The 20,589-nt window shown below is 56.4% G+C and carries 18 protein-coding genes; 6 read left to right on the top strand and 12 right to left on the bottom strand.

Features of this window, described 5'->3' with window-relative positions; translation table 11 throughout:
- Nucleotides 1–51 precede the first annotated feature (51 nt).
- Nucleotides 52–672, top strand: a complete 621-nt coding sequence (locus AC2FFP_RS20610; RefSeq protein ID WP_496770023.1) for an HAD family hydrolase — start codon at nt 52–54, stop codon at nt 670–672.
- A 1-nt stretch (nt 673) separates the two neighbouring features.
- Here AC2FFP_RS20610 and AC2FFP_RS20605 read toward each other — a convergent pair whose 3' ends face one another.
- Nucleotides 674–1,909 (bottom strand): MFS transporter, encoded by a 1,236-nt coding sequence (locus AC2FFP_RS20605; RefSeq protein ID WP_496770026.1) that lies wholly within the window; start codon nt 1,907–1,909, stop codon nt 674–676.
- A 146-nt stretch (nt 1,910–2,055) separates the two neighbouring features.
- On the opposite strand from AC2FFP_RS20605, the gene zapE reads away from it, so the two are divergent.
- Nucleotides 2,056–3,114, top strand: a complete 1,059-nt coding sequence (gene zapE / locus AC2FFP_RS20600) for a cell division protein ZapE (protein WP_496770028.1) — start codon at nt 2,056–2,058, stop codon at nt 3,112–3,114.
- A gap of 77 nt (nt 3,115–3,191) precedes the next feature.
- Here the strand turns inward: zapE and AC2FFP_RS20595 are convergent, their stop codons facing one another.
- Genes AC2FFP_RS20595 through AC2FFP_RS20580 form a run of 4 tightly spaced genes read right to left on the bottom strand, consistent with a single transcriptional unit; the run spans nt 3,192 to nt 9,443 of the window.
- A complete protein-coding gene (locus AC2FFP_RS20595; protein ID WP_496770031.1) occupies nt 3,192–4,466 on the bottom strand; it encodes a bifunctional folylpolyglutamate synthase/dihydrofolate synthase in 1,275 nt (424 codons plus the stop codon).
- Complete coding sequence (accD, locus tag AC2FFP_RS20590; RefSeq protein WP_496770032.1) at nt 4,463–5,395, bottom strand: acetyl-CoA carboxylase, carboxyltransferase subunit beta; 933 nt, start codon at nt 5,393–5,395, stop codon at nt 4,463–4,465. The genes AC2FFP_RS20595 and accD overlap by 4 nt, the downstream gene beginning before the upstream one ends.
- A gap of 60 nt (nt 5,396–5,455) precedes the next feature.
- Entirely contained in the window at nt 5,456–6,352 is an 897-nt protein-coding gene (locus AC2FFP_RS20585) for a CPBP family intramembrane glutamic endopeptidase (protein ID WP_496881457.1), read from the bottom strand.
- Nucleotides 6,345–9,443, bottom strand: a complete 3,099-nt coding sequence (locus AC2FFP_RS20580) for an ABC transporter transmembrane domain-containing protein (protein WP_496770034.1) — start codon at nt 9,441–9,443, stop codon at nt 6,345–6,347. Before AC2FFP_RS20580 ends, AC2FFP_RS20585 begins: the two co-directional genes overlap by 8 nt.
- Nucleotides 9,444–9,688: 245 nt before the next feature.
- Here AC2FFP_RS20580 and AC2FFP_RS20575 point away from each other — a divergent pair, with 245 nt between their 5' ends.
- The 3 genes from AC2FFP_RS20575 to AC2FFP_RS20565 all read left to right on the top strand — a co-directional run bounded on the left by AC2FFP_RS20575 (nt 9,689) and on the right by AC2FFP_RS20565 (nt 12,438).
- Nucleotides 9,689–10,450, top strand: a complete 762-nt coding sequence (locus tag AC2FFP_RS20575; RefSeq protein WP_496770035.1) for a DUF6478 family protein — start codon at nt 9,689–9,691, stop codon at nt 10,448–10,450.
- 11 nt (nt 10,451–10,461) lie between these two features.
- Entirely contained in the window at nt 10,462–10,821 is a 360-nt protein-coding gene (locus AC2FFP_RS20570; protein WP_496770041.1) for a hypothetical protein, read from the top strand.
- Between the two features lie 90 nt (nt 10,822–10,911).
- Nucleotides 10,912–12,438 carry an MFS transporter gene (locus AC2FFP_RS20565; RefSeq protein ID WP_496770043.1) on the top strand — a complete coding sequence of 509 codons (1,527 nt, stop codon included), beginning with the start codon at nt 10,912–10,914 and terminating at the stop codon, nt 12,436–12,438.
- A gap of 48 nt (nt 12,439–12,486) precedes the next feature.
- Here AC2FFP_RS20565 and AC2FFP_RS20560 read toward each other — a convergent pair whose 3' ends face one another.
- The 7 genes from AC2FFP_RS20560 to AC2FFP_RS20530 form a co-directional block, all read right to left on the bottom strand.
- Entirely contained in the window at nt 12,487–13,827 is a 1,341-nt protein-coding gene (locus AC2FFP_RS20560; protein ID WP_496740916.1) for a S41 family peptidase, read from the bottom strand.
- A 6-nt stretch (nt 13,828–13,833) separates the two neighbouring features.
- Nucleotides 13,834–14,964: a murein hydrolase activator EnvC family protein gene (locus tag AC2FFP_RS20555; RefSeq protein ID WP_496770046.1), complete on the bottom strand. Its 1,131-nt coding sequence runs from the start codon at nt 14,962–14,964 to the stop codon at nt 13,834–13,836.
- Entirely contained in the window at nt 14,961–16,478 is a 1,518-nt protein-coding gene (gene gpmI, locus AC2FFP_RS20550) for a 2,3-bisphosphoglycerate-independent phosphoglycerate mutase (RefSeq protein WP_496844383.1), read from the bottom strand. Before gpmI ends, AC2FFP_RS20555 begins: the two co-directional genes overlap by 4 nt.
- A 94-nt stretch (nt 16,479–16,572) precedes the next feature.
- Nucleotides 16,573–18,255, bottom strand: a complete 1,683-nt coding sequence (locus tag AC2FFP_RS20545) for a sulfatase-like hydrolase/transferase (RefSeq protein WP_496881456.1) — start codon at nt 18,253–18,255, stop codon at nt 16,573–16,575.
- 75 nt (nt 18,256–18,330) lie between these two features.
- A complete protein-coding gene (gene nqrM, locus AC2FFP_RS20540; protein WP_058277146.1) occupies nt 18,331–18,567 on the bottom strand; it encodes a (Na+)-NQR maturation NqrM in 237 nt (78 codons plus the stop codon).
- Nucleotides 18,568–18,582: 15 nt separating this feature from the next.
- The gene (locus AC2FFP_RS20535; protein ID WP_496770054.1) at nt 18,583–19,608 is read right to left on the bottom strand and encodes an FAD:protein FMN transferase; all 1,026 of its coding nucleotides are present in this window, start codon (nt 19,606–19,608) and stop codon (nt 18,583–18,585) included.
- 67 nt (nt 19,609–19,675) lie between these two features.
- The gene (locus tag AC2FFP_RS20530; protein ID WP_108859706.1) at nt 19,676–19,861 is read right to left on the bottom strand and encodes a hypothetical protein; all 186 of its coding nucleotides are present in this window, start codon (nt 19,859–19,861) and stop codon (nt 19,676–19,678) included.
- A 121-nt stretch (nt 19,862–19,982) separates the two neighbouring features.
- Here AC2FFP_RS20530 and AC2FFP_RS20525 point away from each other — a divergent pair, with 121 nt between their 5' ends.
- The gene (locus AC2FFP_RS20525) at nt 19,983–20,507 is read left to right on the top strand and encodes a CBS domain-containing protein (protein ID WP_109311025.1); all 525 of its coding nucleotides are present in this window, start codon (nt 19,983–19,985) and stop codon (nt 20,505–20,507) included.
- Nucleotides 20,508–20,589 lie beyond the last annotated feature (82 nt).

Here is a 20,589-nt window from a genome sequence, read left to right as displayed (position 1 = left end):
TCGCGCTTGGTTCAGTAGCACCAACTAAGGAACAAGAAGACAGGTACTAACATGTCGGTGAAAGCTGTTGTTTTTGACATCGGGAACGTTCTGATCGAATGGCAACCCGAACGCTATTATGACCGGGTCATCGGAGAAGAGCGCCGTCGCGCCATGTTCTCTGAGGTCGATCTGCACGGAATGAATGACCTCGTGGATCAGGGTCACCACTTCACTGATACGATCTATGATTGGGCCGAGAAGTACCCCGAATGGCGAGATGAAATTCGCCTGTGGCACGACAAGTGGATCGAACTTGCCACGCCCGAAATCCCCCATTCAGTTCGCCTGCAGCGGGCCTTGCGGGCCAAAGGCGTGCCGGTTTTTACATTGACCAATTTCGGGGTGCAAAATTTCGACTATGCGACGACGGTTTACCCGTTTCTCAACGAGTTCGACAAACAATACGTGTCAGGACGGATGCAGACCGTCAAACCGCACGTTCCGATCTATGAAATGGTAGAAGAAGACTGTGGCCTGCCGCCCGAAGCGCTGTTGTTCACCGATGACCGGATCGACAATATCGCAACGGCGCGCGCCCGGGGATGGCAAACGCATCACTTTACCGGACCAGAAGGCTGGGCGGACCGGCTTGTGCAAGAAGGCTTGCTGACGGTCGAAGAGGCGCGATAGCTTAGGCGGTGGCCAATGATCGGTTTTCGCGAATGGGCAGGTGGACGATGGCGCTGAACGCCCCAATCGCAACGCCGATCCACCAGACCATGGTGTAGTCGCCGTACTGGTCGTACATCCGGCCGCCCAACCAGACCCCCAGGAAACTGCCGACCTGATGGCTGAAAAAGATGATCCCATACAGCGTGCCCATGTAGCGCAGCCCATAGAGATGCGCGACCAACCCCGAAGTAAGCGGAACGGTGGCAAGCCAAAGCGAACCCATGACCAGCGAAAACACGATGACCGACAGGGGCGTGATCGGGAACACGATGAAAGCCGCCGCCGCAAGTGTACGCGCTGTATAAACACCTGCCAGAAGGAATTTTTTGGGAAAGTGGTTCCCGGCCCAACCCGCCAACAGAGTGCCTGCAATATTGGCCAGACCAATTAGTGAAATCGAAACAGCCCCTAGTGCTGATGTAGTAGTGATGCCGATCGAATGCAGAACGCCGCCGGGTTGAATGGGTCCGCACATCTCGGTCACAAAAGCGGGAAAGTGTGCGGTGATGAAGCCAAGTTGGTAGCCGCAGCTGAAAAAGCCCAGAAAGATCAGCGTATAGGATGGATCGCGGAACGCTTTGGTCAGGATCTGGCTCATGCTTTCTTCGAGCTCTGCCTTGCTGGCGGCCTGCGGGGCGCGCATGAACGGCAATGTCAGCACCAGTGCCAAAATCACTGTGGCGAATACAATGAACACCTGCTGCCAGGGCATAAAGCTTAGCATCCATTCGGCTGTAGGGGCCCCCAGGACCTGACCGAAACTGCCCGCAGCTGTGATAATCGCGAGCGACATGGAGCGGTTTTCGTCCGACGATGCCCGCGCCACCACGGCAAGGACCACGCCAAATCCTGTTCCCGCGATACCGAACCCCACGAGCCATGCGTACATCTGGTGTTCGAACGGGGTGACGGACCAGGCCGACAGAACCATACCCGCCGCGTAGGTCAGAGCCCCCAGAGTAATCGCGCGCCTGTCGCCGACTTTTTCGGCGATGGCGCCGAATATTGGCTGCCCAATGCCCCAGGCCAAATTCTGAATTGCGATTGCCATCGAAAAGTCCGAGCGCAGCCAGCCGAATTCATCTGCGATGGGGATTTGAAACACGCCAAACGATGCGCGCACGGCAAAACTGACGGTGATGATGATACACCCGACGATCAGGATGGGGTTCAGCAAGCGCGTGTGTTGGGGCATTAGGTCCTCGGGCGTTCAAGAACCAGACGTTACCGCGTTTAGTTTGTGCGTCAATTCAGGAGTTTTGCGGTCACGGATCAGCAAAATTGATGCGTCCGAGAAATGGCTGCTTTTCAACGGGCAAACCGGGCGCTATGCCTCAAAACATGACGGGTTTGATATCGCTTTATGACACGCAGGTGGCCGACGGCACCCTGACCAGAGACGACGCGCAAGAGGCTGTTCTTCCTCATTTCGAACGTATCCGGGCGGCATTGGCCGAACCTGTGAAACGGGGGTTCTTTCGAAAAGCCCCGCCGCCGCCCAAGGGTTTATATCTGTGGGGCGGAGTCGGGCGCGGAAAATCCATGCTGATGGATATGTTCGTCGACTCTTTGGCAGACATCCCCGCCCGCCGAGTGCATTTTCACGCCTTTATGCAGGAAATCCACGCAGGCATGCACAAGGCCCGTAAGGATGGAGTGGAAGACGCGTTGGCTCCAGTGGCCGCCTCGGTGATCAAGTCCGCGCGCGTACTGGCATTTGACGAAATGCAAATCACCGATATCACGGACGCGATGATTGTTGGTCGTCTGTTCGATCTGCTGCATGAAGGTGGTACCGTGGTCGTGACGACATCGAACCGCCATCCGGATGACCTTTACAAGGACGGGCTAAACCGTCAGCTATTTTTGCCTTTCATTGCACATATCAAAGAACAGCTTGAGGTGTGGGAGCTGATCTCACCCACGGATTACCGCCAAAACCGGCTGGAAGGCGCACCTGTTTACTTTACGCCCATAGGCCCCGAAGCACGCGCGAGCATTCGCAGCGTCTGGAATGACCTGGCCGGGGGGGCGGCGGACCCGCTGATCCTGCAGGTCAACGGTCGTGCGGTAGAACTGCCCGCTTTTCGAAACGGCGTGGCGCGGGCCAGTTTTTACGACCTTTGTGGAAGGTTGCTGGGCCCGGCAGATTATCTTGCTATCGCGGAAGCGGTAAAAGTTCTGGTGCTTGAGGACATCCCGCGCCTGTCGCGCAATAATTTTAACGAAGCCAAACGGTTCGTAACGTTGATCGATGCACTGTATGAGGGAAAAGTCCGCTTGATCTGTTCAGCTGCGGCAGAGCCCGAGATGCTGTATGTCGAAGGTGAAGGCACATTTGAGTTTGAACGCACCGCGTCGCGCCTGCGCGAAATGCAGGATCAGGATTGGGGGCAATAGGGGCGCTGCCCCCGCCGCGCTTTGCGCGTCTCCCCGGGATATTTTTGGCCAGATGAAGCTGTGCGGATGTGCGTTCGTCAGCCGTTCTCGCGCAGAATATTACCGGCCAAGTATAGTGATCCACAGATCAGAACCCGCACCTGCGGGTCATTTTCGGTAATGTTTTTCAGGGCCTCGGTCACACTGTCGGCGGTGGACGCTGCTAGCCCAACCCGAGAAGCGGCTTCAGCGGTGTCGTCAGCGCTCAGCGTATTGACCTCACCCGGGATAGAGACTGCCGTCAGGCTTTGCGCCTGCGCGGCAAGCGGAGCCAGATACCCGGTGACGTCCTTTGTGTTCAACATCCCACAGATCATATGGGTTGGACGTGCAGGCAGCTTCGCCAGTAGATCGGCCAATGCCAAACCTGCGGCGGCGTTGTGACCGCCATCCAGCCAGAGCTCGGCCTCGGGGGCCTGTTCGACCAGAGGGCCGGTTTTCAATCGCTGCATGCGGGCTGGCCATTCAGCCTTGGTCACCGCAGCCTCATAGGCGTCTTCCCCAAGATCCAGATAACGCAAGACCGCTAGCGCAGCACCGGCATTTTGATACTGATGTGCGCCCAACAGATTTGGCAGCGGTAGATCGCGCAGGCCAGTTTCGTCCTGATAGACGAGCCGCCCGTTTTCTTCGGTGACGTGCCAGTGTTGGCCATGCACCAACAAAGGTGCACCCAGACGCGCGGCAGTGTATTCAATGACCTCCAGCGCCTCATCCTGTTGCGGGCCAACGATGCAGGGAACACCGGGCTTGATGATGCCGGCCTTTTCTGCGGCGATCTTGCCCAAGGTATCGCCCAAAAATTGCTCATGGTCGATTGAAACCGGCGTGATGACCGTTACCGCTGGGTCGTGAATGACATTGGTCGCATCCAACCGGCCACCCAACCCGACCTCAAGCAACGTGTAGTCCGCCTTGGACCGGGCAAAAGCCAGCAGGGCCGCGCAGGTCGTGATCTCAAAATACGTGATGTTCTCGCCACCGTTGGCGGCATAACATTCGTCCAGAACCGCCGTCAGATCCGGTTCGGAAATGAGTTCACCCGCCAGACGAATACGCTCATGAAACCGGGCCAGGTGGGGCGAGGTATAGGCATGGGCGGTCAGCCCTGCCCCTTCCAGCCCCGCTCGGATCATGGCCTGGGTCGAGCCCTTGCCGTTGGTTCCCGCGATGTGGATCACCGGCGGCAGTTTGTTTTGCGGATTGTCCAGCGCGGCCAGCAGACGCCAGACACGATCCAAGGTCAGGTCAATGATCTTGGGATGCAGCGCCATCATCCTTTCCAGGATGACGTCCGATGTCTGAGGGGTCATTTCTCTTCCGCGTCTTCAGCCGGGGCTTCTGCCACTGCATCTTCGGATTCGGGCGCAGGCAGATCGCCTTTGACCGCCGGAGGCTGGTTCATCAACATCCGCGTGATGGTGATCAACTCATCGCGCATTTCGGTCCGCTTGGTCACACGGTCCAACATGCCGTGATCCAACAGGTATTCCGCGCGTTGGAAGCCTTCGGGCAGCTTTTCCCGGATCGTCTGTTCGATCACGCGGGGACCGGCAAAACAGATCAGCGCATTGGGTTCCGAGATATGGACATCACCCAGCATCGCGTATGAAGCCGTCACACCGCCTGTCGTTGGGTGAGTCAGCACTACGATGTAGGGCAGATTTGCCTCTTTCAGCATTTCTACTGCCACGGTTGTGCGGGGCATCTGCATCAGGCTCAGGATACCTTCTTGCATCCGCGCGCCACCAGCAGCGGAAAACAGGATCAGCGGGCGTTTCTGTTTCACAGCCTCTTGCGCGGCCGCGATGATCGCGTTGCCGACATACATGCCCATGGATCCGCCCATGAACGAAAAGTCTTGCGCGGCCGCAACAATCGGGGTCCGGCCAATTTCGCCTAAGGCGACCAACATCGCCTCTTTCTCGCCCGTTTTCTTTTGGGCGGCTTTCATCCGGTCGGGGTATTTCTTCTGATCGCGGAACTGAAGCGGATCGTCTTTGGGCGCGGGAACCTCAACCTCGGTAAAGATCCCACCATCGAACAGATGATCGAACCGCGCGCGCGGTGTGATCGCCATGTGATGATCGCACTGGGTGCAGACATTCTGGTTTTCTGCCAACTCACGGTGAAACAGCATGGTTCCGCATTCATCGCATTTGTGCCAAAGATTCTCAGGCACTTCTCGGCGCGAGAAGATCGAGTTGATCCGTGGGCGGACGTAGTTTGTAATCCAGTTCATATCGGAACCTTGGCTTGTGCGGCTTTGACGTCAAATAAGACGCTACGGAAAGAAATGCAATCAACGCCTGAGCGCAACCCGCGCCGTTAGCCAACTGACGATCATCACAGCAAAATCCACATACAGCCATTGCCGCAGCGCCCCGGTATCCGACATGTCGTAAGGAAGCAGATACAATGCCAGACCACTTAAGCCATCGGGTAAGGAAACAAACAGCAGAGCGACCATATTATTGAACAGGTGCAATGCGATAGCAGGCCCTAACGTCCCTGCCCGTGCCGTCAGATCCGCCGCCATCAGGCCAAACATCCCAGACCACACAGCAACCAATAGCGCGTTGTCTCCGGCCGCGCCGGGGGCATAGTGACCTGCCGCGAACAAAATCGACGGTACGCCCAACCAAATAACCGGCGATCGGAATCGCGCTGCCAGACTTTGCTGAATGTATCCCCGAAAAAGCACCTCTTCAGCGCTTGTCTGAATCAGCACTGCAAAAAGCGAGAAAGGCAGAAACAACAGCCAGGTCGACAGTGCCAAATTCTGCGTCAGCGTTGCGCCCATGCCATATGGCGGCAAGATGGCCACGACGATCCCAACGATCAGCAATGCCTTAAAAACACTCCAGAATTGCCCAATGCCCTCGCGCCATGGACCACAGATTGAGCTCAGCGTTCGATGTTGTAGGCGTTTTGCAGCGATGGACACGCCCAATGTGATGAAGCCAAAGCTTGCCAATAGCACCAAAAGTGCAACCGGGGATGCGCCGGTCAACAAACCTTGAGCCCACTCCACGGACCCAAGGCCCGCAACCAATCCAAAAAGTAGAAAATTCAGCAGGATGCCAACCACGCCAACAATGGTCAGCCCGACCAGCAGGCGCCACAGCTCTGGCCGTGCGCGCGAAGGTGCAACCAGCCGTTCATGCGCTATGTATCTGCCGGGGTGGGCGTCAGGCATTGTCGGCCACATCCCGGTTCGGCGCGTCATCGTCGAAGATCAATGAGGTTGCATTGGCGGCGTTCAGCCTTTGGGAAATCGTAGTCAGATAGCCGGCAACCGTCTGCAGCAGCTGCATCGCAACACCTGCGTCACTTTCAATAACCGCGCGCAATTCCTCGGCCCCAATGCGCAGGAACGAACAATTCTTGACCGCGACCAAATCAAATTGCCGAATTTCACCCGTGATGATCGACAAGTCTCCGATCAGACGCCCCGGCTCGATGACCGAGATCGTACGCGCGGTTCCGTTCCCTTCATTCCAGATCAGGTCGGCTTCGCCCGAAATACACAGATAAGCGGCATCTGGCGTTTGCCCTTCGGAAAAGATGATCTGCCCGGCTGCGGCATCGTACCATTGCGCCGAAAACGCCAGAAGGCGCTGGTTGCGACCGTCAATGCCGGATAACAGCTCGGTCGACGAGATAATCTTGAGCTTGCGGCTCAGGTCATCTGTTGAGCTGGCCTCTTCTTCTGGACGGGTTCGCGAGACGCCGTCAATTCGACCATCCTTGATCTCGACGAACAGATCATAGGCTTCGGGATGGGCAAAGTAATCCTCCATGAAGACCATGATGGAATCCGGCAACAATTCCCGCAGTTTCAGCCGAGTTCTCAGCCTACTCTCGGAATCATGGCTGGCCAGAGCTTTGTCCAGGATCAACACATCAGGACGCTTGATTCCCGCGCGCGAGAATGCGGCGCGTTCCTGAAATACCGTCGGCAGGTTATTCCCACCCAGACCCGAGGGCAGGTCATAGATAATGGCCGCCGCCCGGCGGCGCAGACCAGCTTCGTTCATGGCTTCGGCGACGACATCTTCGATTTCATCCGTGTGCGCCCCGGCCATCAAAGAAACCCGCCCGAACAGGGCATTTTCCATGACAGTCATGCGTTCAATATATGCATCCGGCGTGACCGGAACGAACATCCCATCCATCGAGGCACGCAGCTGTTCCGCTTGCCCCCTTCGGATGGCCAAGATCTTATCTTTGTACTCGTCCGGAAAATCAGGCCCGATCTGTTCCGCGGTCAGCAGGAACGGAACGGTCAGCAACAAGGCACGCTCGCCCTCGCTGATTGCTTCATCCCCTTTGGCTTTGCGCCGATCCTCGATATCAAGCAGGCGGTGGAACATATCCTTGGCCATACCCAGACGAAGGAACAGCGGGTGATCTGCCCCGTCCCGCCCAAACGTCTGGTGCAGTGTTTCCAGCACCGCGCTTGCAATGCTCATTGCATCATCATCCAGATCGTGATGGCGCAGCATCCACATGAACCGATCATCGCCCGCCAGAATATCCGGTGAGATATCGCGAGACGGAGCGGCAAACAGCAGGTTGCCCCCCAGCGGAACAGCCGGGTTAAAGCGGTCCGGTTCGAACCGATAGACATACCGCGCCAGGTCTTTTTCTTCCAACCTCTGCGCGACCGTATCGCGCAGATTTACGATATCACGCGCCAGGGCAGAATGTTGCACTGGATCGAACTGGGTACGTAATGTCCGGCGGAACATGAACTCGTCGATGCCCATCGCCTCGACCAGCTGAAACCACCAGTTGCGGATATCCTCGATGTCTTCCAACCCTGCCAGGCCGGGATCGATCCACTCATCCGACAGAGAATCCGGAGGGTTCCCGGCCCGCACCGCTTCGATCTGCCACCGGCTTGGGGCCTTCTTTGCGTCGGGTTCGTGTTGTGGATGGGTTCGCAACGGCATCAAAAGGTTATCGCCTAAAGTCCCGTCAAACAGATAGGGTCGCGAATAGGCATAGCCGATCCGCGCCGCAATTACCGTCTGATGGAGTTTTAGCAAATCGTGACCCGCAATTGTGACGCTGCCTTGTATCGGCAAAAGCTCTCGTGTCAGCAGTTGCGCCAACGCGCCGCGCTCGGCGGCGCTTGACGACTGAATAGCAACGCGGGCGCCCTTGGGGATGGTCAGATCGATATCTTCAAGGATGGTTTTCCCGTCATCATCGCGCACTGTTACATTGCGCAGTTCGATATCGCCGCTGAGATGCGGAATGGACTCTGGCTCACCCACAAATAGCTCTTCAGGGATCATGTTGTCCGGGGCAAAGCGTTCAATCACGATTTCCCAACGCAACGACATATCCTGAACCTGGTTGTAATAGGTCAGCAAATCTTTCCATGGGCCGCTAAGGTCCTTGTATGCCCCAAGCGCCGCGACCAACGCACCCACTGTCACTTCACCCGTGATCGCCAGATAGCCACCGACCGAATAGAACAGGAACGGCGTCATCTGAGTGATCAGATTGTTGAGGAACTTCATAAAGAACTTCTTGTTGTAGATCTTGAACCGGATCTCGAACAAGGTTCCCAACCGATGGCTGAATTGTGCCAACCGATAGCGCCAGCCGCCATTGGCCCGCAAATCGCTGATGCCCGCTGCGCTTTCGCCAATTTCCGAGCTGAGGTGGCGGACCTGCTGAATACGTTCCTTGTTCAGCAGGTTGATCTGGCGCTGCAGTTTTGGGATCAGCCATGCCTGCAACGGAATCAACGCGATGCTGGCCAGACCGAACCAAACGCTTTGCATGAACAGAAAGGTGACAATGGTCATCATCTGACCAAACTGGAACACCGGCTGGGCAATCGCATCACCCATCAGGCCGCCCATCGGTTCGGCCTCAGAGGTGATCATTGAAACAAGTTCACCTTGGCTGGTGGTGGCAAAATACGATTTCGGGAATCGCATCGCGCGGTGAATCAGCGTGAACCGAAGCCGGCGCAGCATACGCTCGGCCAATATGCCCTTCATCGTGTTGATGCGCATCTTCATCAAGCCGCTGGCGATTACAGTGGCCAAAAATGCAAAACAGAGGATTAGCAGATATTGGACCTGCGTGAAGGTGAACCCAAAAAGTGTAACGCTATCGTTGGGCGCACCAATTGCGTCGTTGATGATCTGTTTTGGCAGCTCAAGCGAGGCGTAGAGAAACGGAAACGACAACACCGTCAGAAACAACAGCACAAGCTGCTGCTTTTTCGAGTGTTTCCAGATGAACGAAAATAGTGTGGGTTCCATGCCCCGGCCTTGCCTCAAAGAATTTAGTACGCGGTTTTTCGGATAATCCAAAGCAATCAGGTGCCGGACGGTACGCACAGTCCCAGATGATTGCAAGAACGGCGATCGGGGCCTTAGCAGACACAACCAAAACCGCCCAGTCACAACAACGTTAGTGTCGGATAGTTTTATGCGGATTTCACCAATTCGGCCTTATCCTCGCCGTTGTCTTTGACTAAAGAAGGTCAAGTTCAGACGATGGGATCATGGGCAAACTTCTCGAACGATATCTACACCGCAAAACTATTGCGCGTTGGCAACGGGCCGTTCAAGACGCGGCCTGGGCCACGAACCCCCAATTGCGTCAACAGCGCGACGAGGCGCGCAAACTGCGTGCGCAATTGGACCGTTTGCTACGGGAAGCAAACGAAAGACTAACGCTGCCCCTGATTGGATCAAAGCAATTCCCCAAGCCGCTGGGTACTGACTGGTGCTGGCGACCTGATTTGTGGCGGGGTCCCTTGCCCCGGCCTGGTCTCGCCTCAATCCCGCGTAAGGTCGAGTTGGATCAACAGGTAAAGATATTCCATGACTGCGCTCTATCCGAGATCAGTGTTCGACAGGCACGGAACATGGACGAAAAGGACCTAGCCGCTTTTGGACTTGGCGTCGAAGTGTTTGGCTTTGCGGGGTCATTCCTGTCCGTGTCGCTGGATTTGCCGCCCGAGGCTGTGCAAGGTCTGACGCGGCAGCACCTGATGCGGGTCGATGCCCAGATTGAAACAGAGCGTCCGCTGGACGTGACCGCGCGATTGAATATTCGGCACGGCCCAAACACTGATTCCGTTCCACGGTCTCTTGATTTGTCGACAAGTTCGAATGTTCTGGATTTCGATCTTGCCAATTTGCCGCTGAACGAACGGCGTATAGACAAGATCTGGCTGGATCTGGTTCTGACCAATCCGGCTATGAACCGCATAGTTCTGCGGGACCTGACCCTTTGCCGCCACCACCGCGCCGACATGTGAGAGCATTGGCCATGACACAACCAACCCTGACCCCAACCCTGTTCGAAAACGGCCTCTGGCGCGGGTACCTGCAGGCCGACACTGAACCGCACGTCGAAGTCCGTTATATGGGCCAGGCGCTGGAGGGTGTATTCATGACCGCCACCGATGGTGGTTGGGAGCTGAGTGTGCCAGTGCCATCAACCGCGATTGCCGACGGGGTTCATTGCTTTGTAATAGCCGATGCAAACACATCACAGAAGATCGGTGAATTCACAATCATTGCGGGGGCATCAACCGCGGATGATTTGCGGACCGAAATCGCTTTGTTGCGGGCGGAACTCGACTTGTTGAAACGGGCGTTTAGACGGTCTCAGGTACCTTCGGACTGATCCGGGTTTTCTTCGTTTCCAAGCCTTTGTCTATCTTTCAGGCGGAATCCGTGCATCATAAATGTCATCCGAAGCAACCCGGGTGCGAAAATGGACCGCAGCAGTATCGTCAAGGTCATCGCTCTGATGGTGACAGGGTTCGGGATCGGTATCGACTTTACCGGCGCTCTTATTCTTGTCCCCGCCATCGAAAACAGTTTTGACGCTGATATTACCAGCACCCAGTGGGTGCTGAACATCTACGCCTTGTTTTTTGCCATGACTATGGTCGCCGGGGGGCGCATGGGGGACATGTTTGGGCACCGCAAGATGATGATCATTGGGCTGGCAATCTTTCTGTTTGCGTCCGTCATGTGCTTTGTCTCTCCCAGTCTCGACTTTCTGATTGTGGCTCGCGCATTGCAGGGGATTGGCTCCGGCTGCGTTTGGCCTTGCACATTGGCTTTTGGCGCAACCAAAGTCTCGCGCCCCGAACACCGCGCCATGATCATGGGCATGATCCTGGCCGGTGTGACCAGCGGCAATGTCTTTGGTCCGCTGATCAGCGGTGCCGCAGTCAGCTTTGGGGATTGGCGGTTTTTCTTCCTGGCAAACGTTGTGTTCTCGACCATTTCGATGGTTACGGCCTTGATCCTTATGGAACGTGAAACCCAACATAAAAAGGGCGAACATATTGACTTTGCCGGGATGGGTATTCTCTCGCTTGCTGTTCTTTTGCTGCTTTATGGGCTGGACGTCGGTGCGGACTGGGGCTGGACGTCTGTCCCGCTGCTGATGTTGTTTTTCGTCAGCGCCGCGCTGTTCTTCTTTTTCCCGCAAGTCGAAAAGCGCGTGAAAGAGCCTCTCTTGCTGCCACAAATGATGCAGAACCGCGAGTTTCGGATCACGCTGGGACTGAACATGTTCAACGTGTCGGCGGCCTTTGTCGGGCTGCTATACTTCCCTCAATACATGCAAAAGGTCCTTGGTTGGTCTGTGTTTGAGTCGGCGATTGGGCTTGCCCCGCTGACACTCCTGCTGGCCGTCGGTTCGATTGTTTCGGGCACTCTTTATAATGATTTCGGGCCAAAGCGCCTGCTGTTCTGGGGGTATTTGATCGCAACGACTGGCGTTCTCAGCATTATCATCTTGCCGGCGGGGCTGGGCTATTTTCAGATTTTGCCTGGCATGGCGATGATCGGGCTGGGCGCAACACTGACGGTTGGGCCGTCAGGCACTGCAGCCGTGTGCGCCGTCAAACCTGAACGCGCTGGCCTTGTGGGCGGCCTGAGCTTTATGACCCATCTGGTATATGGCGCCATTTCCGTCGCCTTCGCGACCGCAATTATGTATGTTGTCAGCCTGTCCAGCCTCAGCAAACAGCTGGTTGCGGATGGGATCAACATGTCTGTAACCGATCAAAAGGCGATCAACGGTGGAACGCTTACGACCGGTACAGCCCGCGCTGTTATGGAAAAGCTAAGCTCGGAAGAGGCTGAAAAGGTCAAATCTGCCATCGCTGCCGCATTTGATGCAGGCATGAACATGGCCTTTGTCTTTGCGGCCATTTCGGTCTCGATAGGCATTGTTCTGGCGATGATGCTTGACGAAGAGAAACTGCACAAGGTTGAGGGTTGATCCCGGCCTTTGAAGAAAGGGCCGCCAGTATCGGCGGCCCTGTTTGTCTTACTGAGACGGTCCGTTGGGGTTGAACGCCGACAAACCTTTGAGGATGTCGATGGCGTAGGCCAGCTGATAATCCTCTTCCCGCAATTCAGCCGTGGCTTCGGCTTTGGCGCGATCTTCTTCGATTTGACGGATTTCATCTTCGCTCAGGCTGTCATTGTTCAGGCTGCCGCGCAGATCAGCTTCGGACCGCGTGCGGGCGTTGGCTTCCTCTTCCTCGGCATCCGGCGCCGGGCGCGGCTGTTCAACGATGATGTCGGGACTGACGCCAAGTGCCTGAATTGAACGACCCGAGGGCGTGTAGTAGCGCGAAGTCGTCAGGCGCATTGCACCATCGCCGCGCAACGGCATGACCGTTTGCACCGATCCTTTGCCAAAACTCTTGGTGCCGACAACGATCGCACGACGGTGATCTTGCAATGCGCCAGCTACGATTTCCGAGGCTGATGCCGAACCGCCATTGATCAGAACAACAATCGGCTTGCCTTCGGCCAAATCACCCAGCGTTGCGTTGAACCGCTCACCATCGCTTGGGTCGCGACCACGCGTGGACACGATCTCGCCTTCGTTCAGGAATGCGTCCGAAACTTTGATCGCCTGGGTCAGCAACCCGCCGGGATTGTTCCGCAGATCAAGGACAACACCATTGACCTTGTCCAGACCACCGGCTTCCTCAATCTGCTCATTTAGGCCTTCTTGCAGGTTCGGGAATGTCTGATCGTTGAAGGTGGTGACGCGTAGGACTACGCTGGTGCCTTCGGTCCGGGCACGCACGGCTGTCAGTTTGATAGTGTCGCGAATGATGGTGATATCAAACGGCTCTTGCTCGCCTTCGCGGACGACTGTGATCACGATTTCCGACCCGACCGGGCCACGCATCAGATCGACGGCCTTGTCCAATGTCAGGCCAAGGATGCTTTCCCCATCGACATGAGTGATGAAATCACCTGCTTCGATACCAGCCTCATCCGCAGGCGTGTCGTCGATTGGCGAGACAACTTTGACATACCCTTCTTCTTGCGTGACCTCAATGCCCAATCCGCCAAATTCGCCCCGTGTCTGCACGCGCATCTGCTCGGCATCATCGGGTGAAAGGTAGCTGGAATGCGGGTCAAGCGACGTGAGCATGCCGTCAATGGCCGCCTCAATCAGCTCTTCCGGCTCAACGTCTTCGACATACTGGGCGCGGATACGTTCGAAAATATCGCCAAACAGATCCAATTGCTCGTACACGCTGGCCTTGCGGTCAGCTTCTTGCGCCAGCAAAGGACCAGCGATTTGTGTAGTTGCGATTACACCTGCCACGGTTCCGGCCAGACCGGCCATCAGAAATTTCTTCATACTCGTTTATCCATCCTTGTCGGTCCGAAACCATGATTCCGGGTCCACGGGGCTGTTATTCTGTCTTACCTCTATATAGAGCGTTTCTGACCGGTCAGTTCCAGTGCCATCACCGCTTGTTGACAAAATTGCGCCGATTTCGGGCGATTCACCCGGCATCAAACCCACCGGAGTGCCTTCGGGGATGACCTCGCCCATGTCTCCGTAAACGTCTTGCAGCCCGGCGAACACGAACAACAAGCCCGGTTGCGGCTCGAGGATCATGACGTTCCCGAGCTCCAGCAATGGTCCACGATACCGGATCGTTGCCGCGGTTGGCGCTGTAACAATTGCCCGAGGACGGGTGGCCAAAACCACACCGGGGCGCGTCACACCAGCCGCGTCAGTCTCATCCGCGCGGTGCAAAACAACACCTTGGGTCGGCAATTCAATCCGCCCCTTACGGTCAGAGACATCCGCGTCTGTTTCAGCAATTTCGCCTTCCGGGATTTCGGACAATCCGCTGGCAAACCCATCCAGCGTCTCAGTTGATGAGATCAGGATGGCCGTGCGAACCGGATCTTCGACAAAGCGACGGGGCAAATCCGTGCGGTCAGCGATGGCTTCACTGAGGCTGGTGCGCGCGTTTTGCACACCGGTTAACCCTTCGACCAGAGTGTCTGCAGCACTTTGCTGAAGTTTTCGAAGGGTCTGGACCTCTTGCAGATCATGGGCCAGTGCCTGCGCGCGCGCGTTCAGTCCGGGAGTAACTTCGGACAGCATCATGCCTGCCCGCGCGGAACCAAGGGGCCCGGACGGGTGCAGCATCAGAACGGGTGGTGCCGTGGTCTCAATGGTCTGCAATACACCCAGCAGCTGCGCGACCTCCTGTTCCCGCGACCGCAATTCTGCTGTCAGCTGTGCCTCGCGGGTCGCTGCCATGCGCAACCCGTCCCGCATCGCTGAAAGCCCGGCCTCATAAGCCTGGATAGTTTCGGTCAGGGCACGCACGCGGTCGCGGGCACCGTCGGCTTCAGTCAGGTTGATCGAGGCCTGTTCCAGCATGCGCGCCGCATTCAAGGCTGCTGTGGACGGATCATTCTGCGCGCTGGCAGGCGACGCAAGACATATCGCAAAGATAAGCGCGCGCATCCTCATGACAGCAGGCTCTGCCCCGTCATCTCGGGCGGTTGCTCAAGACCCATCATGTCCAACAGCGTCGGGGCTAGATCGGAAAGGCGGCCGTTGCGCAACGAGACACCTTTTGGCCCACCGACCAGCGCCACGGGAACCGGGTTCAGAGTATGCGCGGTGTGCGGCCCGCCGGTTTCGGGGTCAACCATGACCTCGCAATTGCCGTGATCCGCAGTGACGATCATCGCGCCACCGACCTTGTTCAGTGCCTCGACAACCTGCGACAAGCCTTGATCGACGGCCTCACATGCCTTGATTGCGGCTTGCAGATCGCCGGTGTGACCAACCATGTCGGGGTTGGCATAATTCGTGACGATCAGGTCATAGTCCGCCTCGATCGCCTCGACAAATTTCGCCGTCACTTCGGCCGAAGACATCTCGGGCTGCAGGTCATAGGTGGCCACTTTGGGCGATTTTGGCATATACCGGTCTTCGCCTTCCTCGGGCGTTTCCTTGCCACCATTGAGGAAGAACGTGACATGAGGGTATTTTTCGGTCTCGGCCAGACGGAACTGGCGCAATCCTTTCTTGGCAACCCACTCACCCAAAGTGTTCACGATTTTCCGCTTGGGGAACACGGTTGTCATATAGGCATTGTGACCGTCGGAATACTCGACCATTCCCAACAGGGCGGAAAGCTGCGGGCGCGGGCCCGTATCGAAGTCCGAAAAGCCCGGTTCGCCAATCGCACGCAAGATTTCACGGGCGCGGTCCGCTCGGAAATTCAAACAGAAAACCCCGTCACCATCCTGAATGCCGCCGTAACCTTCCAGAACAGTGGGAGCGATGAACTCATCGGTTTCAGACTGGTTATATGCGTGATCCACAGCGCCATGCGCGGTTGTGGCAGCCCGACCCTGGCCTTTGACCATCGCATCATAAGCCTCGCTGACGCGTTCCCAGCGATTGTCCCGATCCATTGCAAAATACCGACCGCAAACCGTGACGATACGCGCCCCGTCGGGCAAACGATCTTCAAGTTCCGATAGGTAGGTGAATGCCGATTTCGGAGCGACGTCGCGCCCGTCCGTCATGGCGTGCAACGCCACCGGAACGCCCGCATCGGTGATCGCCTTGGCAGCAGCGACGATGTGGTTCAAATGACCGTGGACACCACCGTCCGAGACCAAACCCATTAGATGCGCCGTTCCACCCGCTGCCTTCACCTTTGCGATGAAGGTCTGCAATGCGGCACTGTCGAAAAAGCTGCCGTCTTCAATTGCCAGGTCGATCTGCCCCAGATCCATCGCAACAACACGGCCCGCGCCAATATTGGTGTGGCCAACCTCGGAATTGCCCATCTGGCCGCTGGGCAAGCCGGCATCAGGGCCATGTGTAACTATGGTCGCGTGCGGCCCATTGGTCATGATCGCATCAAAGGTCGGCGTGTTTGCAAGATACGGCGCGTTAGACCGTGTGTCTTCGGACAGGCCCCAACCATCAAGAATGCACAGGACGACAGGTTTGGGGGCGGTCATTGCGGCTCTCCGGATTTCTGCTCTGGTCGGTCTTGTATCGCCTGCCCTCGGGCAATTGAACCTTATTTTGTGCGCGGTCGTGCAGATTTAATACTTAGGCCGCCCAACCCTTGTTTATCAATTCCGTATACGGACGCGCCGTGCGACCGCGATACTTGACGGTCAGGTCCAGCGGCGCATCTTTTTCATCATAGACCCCGACCATGATCCCCCTGCCCCGGCTTTTGCTCCGCATCTCAATCAACTGCTGTTCCGACCGCGTGGTGCGTTGCGACTGGCGGCGTGTCCAAACGAAAAGATGGTCGTACATTTTGGCAATTACATCGGCGTGATCGGCATTGTCCCCCAGATCGACAAGCTCATTAGGGTCATTTTCCAGATCGAACAGAATAGGCCGATGGCCGCCTTCGCAGTGGATCAGCTTCCATTTTTTGTTAGCTGCCATGAACATTACTGCGTCCCGGACAGAGGCATTCAGCATGTCTGCAATTGGTGATGCGGAGTAATCGTACTCACAAATCACCACATCGCGGGGTGTTTCGTTCTGCTGCCCATACAGGATCGGAAGCAAGGAATGCCCTTCAAGGATATGCCCTGCGATCTCACCGCCCGCCACATCCACAAATGTCGGAGCAAGGTCGATGGATTCGACCAGCGCATCGCTGACGGTTCCGCGCGTTCCATCCGCCTCAGGCGAGGGATCGTAGATGATCAGCGGCACCTTGGTCGAGGCATCCTGAAAGAACGTTTTCTCGCCCATCCAGTGATCACCCAGAAAATCGCCGTGATCGGATGTCAGCACGATCATTGTGTCCTCCATCCGGCCGGTCTTCTCCATCCAGGCAAACAGTCGCCCCATCTGGTCATCGGCCTGCTTGATCAGCCCCATATAGGCCGGGATCACCGCATCACGTACATCCTGCCGCGAGAACGCTTGCCCCACTTTTGTATCCATGAACGCCTTGAGCACCGGATGCGCATTCTGACGTTCCGCGTCGGAGCGCACAACCGGCAGAACATGTCCCGGCCCGTACATCGAGGCATAAGGTTCCGGCACGATGTATGGCCAATGCGGCTTGATAAAGCTCAGATGACAGCACCACGGGCCATCATGGGTATCCATGAATTTGATGCCTCGTCCGGTCAGATAAGGGGTTTCGCTGTCCTCTTCCGCTATGTTGGCCGCCTCGGTTGAGTTCTTCAAAAACCAGCCGGACAGGACATTGCCATCCTCATCCAGCCCCGAATTGGCAAAGTCGTGCCAGGGGTTGTCACTCTCATACCCTTTTGCAGCCAGATGCTTATTGTATTCCTTCGCATCATCGGGATCATAAAAACCGTCGGGCCCTTCGGGCAGCATACCGTCATCGCGTTCATATACATCAAACCCGCATTCCGCGACGCGCGCGCCGATCAGACTGTCAGGCTCCAACCCCAGCCGCTCCATGCCTTCCGCATCTGCGCGCATATGGGTCTTGCCGACCAACCAGCAGTCCATGCCTGCCTTGCGCAGGTGATCCCCCATCGTGATTTCACCAACTTTCAGCGGAATGCCATTCCATGAGGCACCGTGTGAATGCACGTAGCGGCCGGTATAAGTCGACATGCGCGAACTGCCGCAAATCGGGGACTGGATGTAGGCCCGATCAAAGCGGGCTCCGTCAGCAGCCAGCCGGTCAATGTTGGGGGTGTGCAAATGCGGATGCCCGTAACAGCTGAGGTAATTCCAGCGCAGCTGATCGAACATGATAAACAGGATGTTTTTAGCTTTGGCCAAACCCGCGCCCTCCCGCAAGATGCCTCAGGGGTTTATTTAGCCATTGCCATCACTACATCGAAGCGCAATCTGCGTTCAGGCCTGACGCTCCATCTGCTCAAGCATCTTTTTGGCACGTTTGCATTGCAACTGATCTCGCAGGGGCGAGTCCGGGTCGACATCCTTTTGGCAGACCACACATTTGTCCGCGCCCGAGATTGCGTTCAGACCACCACAGCTGCCTTTGATCGTCTTGCCCATCAGCATGACGCCCAGCGACATGCCAACCACGATGATCAAAAGCAGAAAAAAAGCTATGATAAAGGTGCTCATCGCGGTTCCTACTTGTCAGTTGGTGCCCAGTGCGTTTTTGAACGCAGTGCTGTGAACGGTAATATAGGCATCGTCGCCGCCTGTCACATCCCGCGAGATGAAATACACGGCAAGTTTATGTTCTTCGGCCAGTTCCAGGCCCTTTTCCTGACCCAACGCCAGCATTGCCGTCGCCCAGGCATCCGCCATCATCGCATTTTCGGCCAGAACCGTGACCGAGGTCGTGCGATGCGTGATCGGACGACCTGTTGTTGGATCGATGATATGCGAATACCGCACGCCGTCCTGTTCAAAGAAATTCTTGTAGTCGCCAGAGGTCGCCATACCGAGGTTGTCCAGCTCAACTACCAACTGCAGATTTTGGGCCCCCGCTTCGGGCTTTTCAATCCCGATCCGCCAAGCCTCACCCTTGTCGTTCTGGCCCATGGTGACCAAATCACCACCGATCTCGACCATATAGTTTTCGATCCCAGCGTCGCGCAGCGTCGCAGCCACCGCGTCGATGCCATATCCTTTGGCGATTGCTGACAGGTTGATGCCCACGTCAGCATCTGATTTGGCCAAAGTTCCGTTGTCTCTATTCAACGTCAGCAGGCGTTCCTGCCCAACGCTCTCCAGCGCCGCCTGTATCTCGGCATCTGATGGCACCGGATCTTCTGGCTTGCGCGGACCAAAGCCCCACAGTTCGATCAGCGGGCCAAGCGTTACGTCGAACGTGCCGCCCGATTTATCGTGCACGTCATTTGCTGCACCTAAAACCAGCGCAAATTCTTCGGAAACCTCGGTGGGTTCCGTGCTGGACGACGCCGAAAATGTCGAAACCTCTGAGTTGGGGTCCCAGTTGGACATCTTGGCGTTCACGCCTGCCAACGTCTCTTCGACGGCAGACCCCAATGCAGTCTCATCCACATCCGTGCCGATAGCGGTGATGTTGAACGTAGTACCCATGGTCTCACCCGACAGGCGCACAACCTCGGGTTCTTTGTCAAAGAGACATCCTGAAACAAGTGTTGCAACAGCCAGAACAGGCAAAAGGCGCATCGAGAGACCTCCAGAGGAAAACTGTGCCCGGCATATGCCAGCGGCCCCTTGCAGAGTCAAACCGACTTCACAGCTTTAGCGGCAGGAAGCCCAACATAAGCAGCCCGATGCCGGCAGGCACACCAAATAGCCAAGCTTTCTTTTGCCAGCCAACTGCCTGCTGTTTCCAGGCCATTCTAAAGTTATGCCCGCATACGACCACGGCAAAGAAAATCAGCACTGCGACGGGCGGGGTAAGGTACAGGTCAGACAACAGGCTGGATATCCTTGTTTAGCGGCAGTTTTCCCCGGTTTGGGCATTTGCACCCTATACAGGCCGCATTGCTGCGGTAAGGTGTAAGGGAAGCCATCTCAAAAATAAGAGGAGATTGCCAATGGCCCCAACCTCATATCAGCCCCCTACCCGCGGCGACAAGACCGATACAAGCACGCACAGCCAATCGGTTGAATCCAATCTGTCGCACTCGCAGACGACGGTGGCAAAATTGCTTGCGGGTAAAGGGGATGCTGTATTTGCGGTGCGCCCAAACGACACGATCCATTCGGTCGTGAATACCCTCAGTGAAAAGCGGATTGGTGCCGTGGTCGTGACCGACCAGAACGGCACCCTTCAGGGTATTCTGTCCGAACGTGACATCGTCCGGCGCATGGCTGATACGCCCGGCCAGACCTTGCCACAATCCGTCGAGGATCTGATGACGCGCGAGGTCAAGACATGTTCACCAGACGATCTGTTGAATGATGTCCTGAAAACCATGACCGAAGGACGTTTTCGCCACATGCCCGTTGTTGGCGACGGGAAACTGCGCGGCGTAATCACAATCGGTGACGTTGTTCATTTCCGACTAAAAGAGCTGGAGTATGAAGCGTTGCGTATGAAACAAATGATCGTAGGCTGACCCTTCCGGTAGAAAGCCCTTGACCTTGGCTGACTGACAGTATCCTTGATGCAAAAATTTGTTCGGTTGAAGGTCGAGGGTA

It is taken from the genome of Ruegeria sp. YTSC004 (genome assembly GCF_059609805.1).
The sequence above is the reverse complement of the archived record's forward strand: the minus strand, read 5'-3'. Positions and strand labels throughout refer to the sequence as shown.

What these genes read in the sequence shown, in the direction of transcription:
- AC2FFP_RS20595 (WP_496770031.1), bottom strand. Translation starts at nt 4,466, where the DNA reads ATGACCCCTCAGACATCGGACGTCATCCTGGAAAGGATGATGGCGCTG.
- AC2FFP_RS20605 (WP_496770026.1), bottom strand. Translation starts at nt 1,909, where the DNA reads ATGCCCCAACACACGCGCTTGCTGAACCCCATCCTGATCGTCGGGTGT.
- AC2FFP_RS20570 (WP_496770041.1), top strand. Translation starts at nt 10,462, where the DNA reads ATGACACAACCAACCCTGACCCCAACCCTGTTCGAAAACGGCCTCTGG.
- accD (WP_496770032.1), bottom strand. Translation starts at nt 5,395, where the DNA reads ATGAACTGGATTACAAACTACGTCCGCCCACGGATCAACTCGATCTTC.
- AC2FFP_RS20580 (WP_496770034.1), bottom strand. Translation starts at nt 9,443, where the DNA reads ATGGAACCCACACTATTTTCGTTCATCTGGAAACACTCGAAAAAGCAG.
- AC2FFP_RS20610 (WP_496770023.1), top strand. Translation starts at nt 52, where the DNA reads ATGTCGGTGAAAGCTGTTGTTTTTGACATCGGGAACGTTCTGATCGAA.
- AC2FFP_RS20535 (WP_496770054.1), bottom strand. Translation starts at nt 19,608, where the DNA reads ATGCGCCTTTTGCCTGTTCTGGCTGTTGCAACACTTGTTTCAGGATGT.
- AC2FFP_RS20525 (WP_109311025.1), top strand. Translation starts at nt 19,983, where the DNA reads ATGGCCCCAACCTCATATCAGCCCCCTACCCGCGGCGACAAGACCGAT.
- AC2FFP_RS20565 (WP_496770043.1), top strand. Translation starts at nt 10,912, where the DNA reads ATGGACCGCAGCAGTATCGTCAAGGTCATCGCTCTGATGGTGACAGGG.
- AC2FFP_RS20575 (WP_496770035.1), top strand. Translation starts at nt 9,689, where the DNA reads ATGGGCAAACTTCTCGAACGATATCTACACCGCAAAACTATTGCGCGT.
- zapE (WP_496770028.1), top strand. Translation starts at nt 2,056, where the DNA reads ATGACGGGTTTGATATCGCTTTATGACACGCAGGTGGCCGACGGCACC.
- AC2FFP_RS20585 (WP_496881457.1), bottom strand. Translation starts at nt 6,352, where the DNA reads ATGCCTGACGCCCACCCCGGCAGATACATAGCGCATGAACGGCTGGTT.
- gpmI (WP_496844383.1), bottom strand. Translation starts at nt 16,478, where the DNA reads ATGACCGCCCCCAAACCTGTCGTCCTGTGCATTCTTGATGGTTGGGGC.
- AC2FFP_RS20555 (WP_496770046.1), bottom strand. Translation starts at nt 14,964, where the DNA reads ATGAGGATGCGCGCGCTTATCTTTGCGATATGTCTTGCGTCGCCTGCC.
- nqrM (WP_058277146.1), bottom strand. Translation starts at nt 18,567, where the DNA reads ATGAGCACCTTTATCATAGCTTTTTTTCTGCTTTTGATCATCGTGGTT.
- AC2FFP_RS20560 (WP_496740916.1), bottom strand. Translation starts at nt 13,827, where the DNA reads ATGAAGAAATTTCTGATGGCCGGTCTGGCCGGAACCGTGGCAGGTGTA.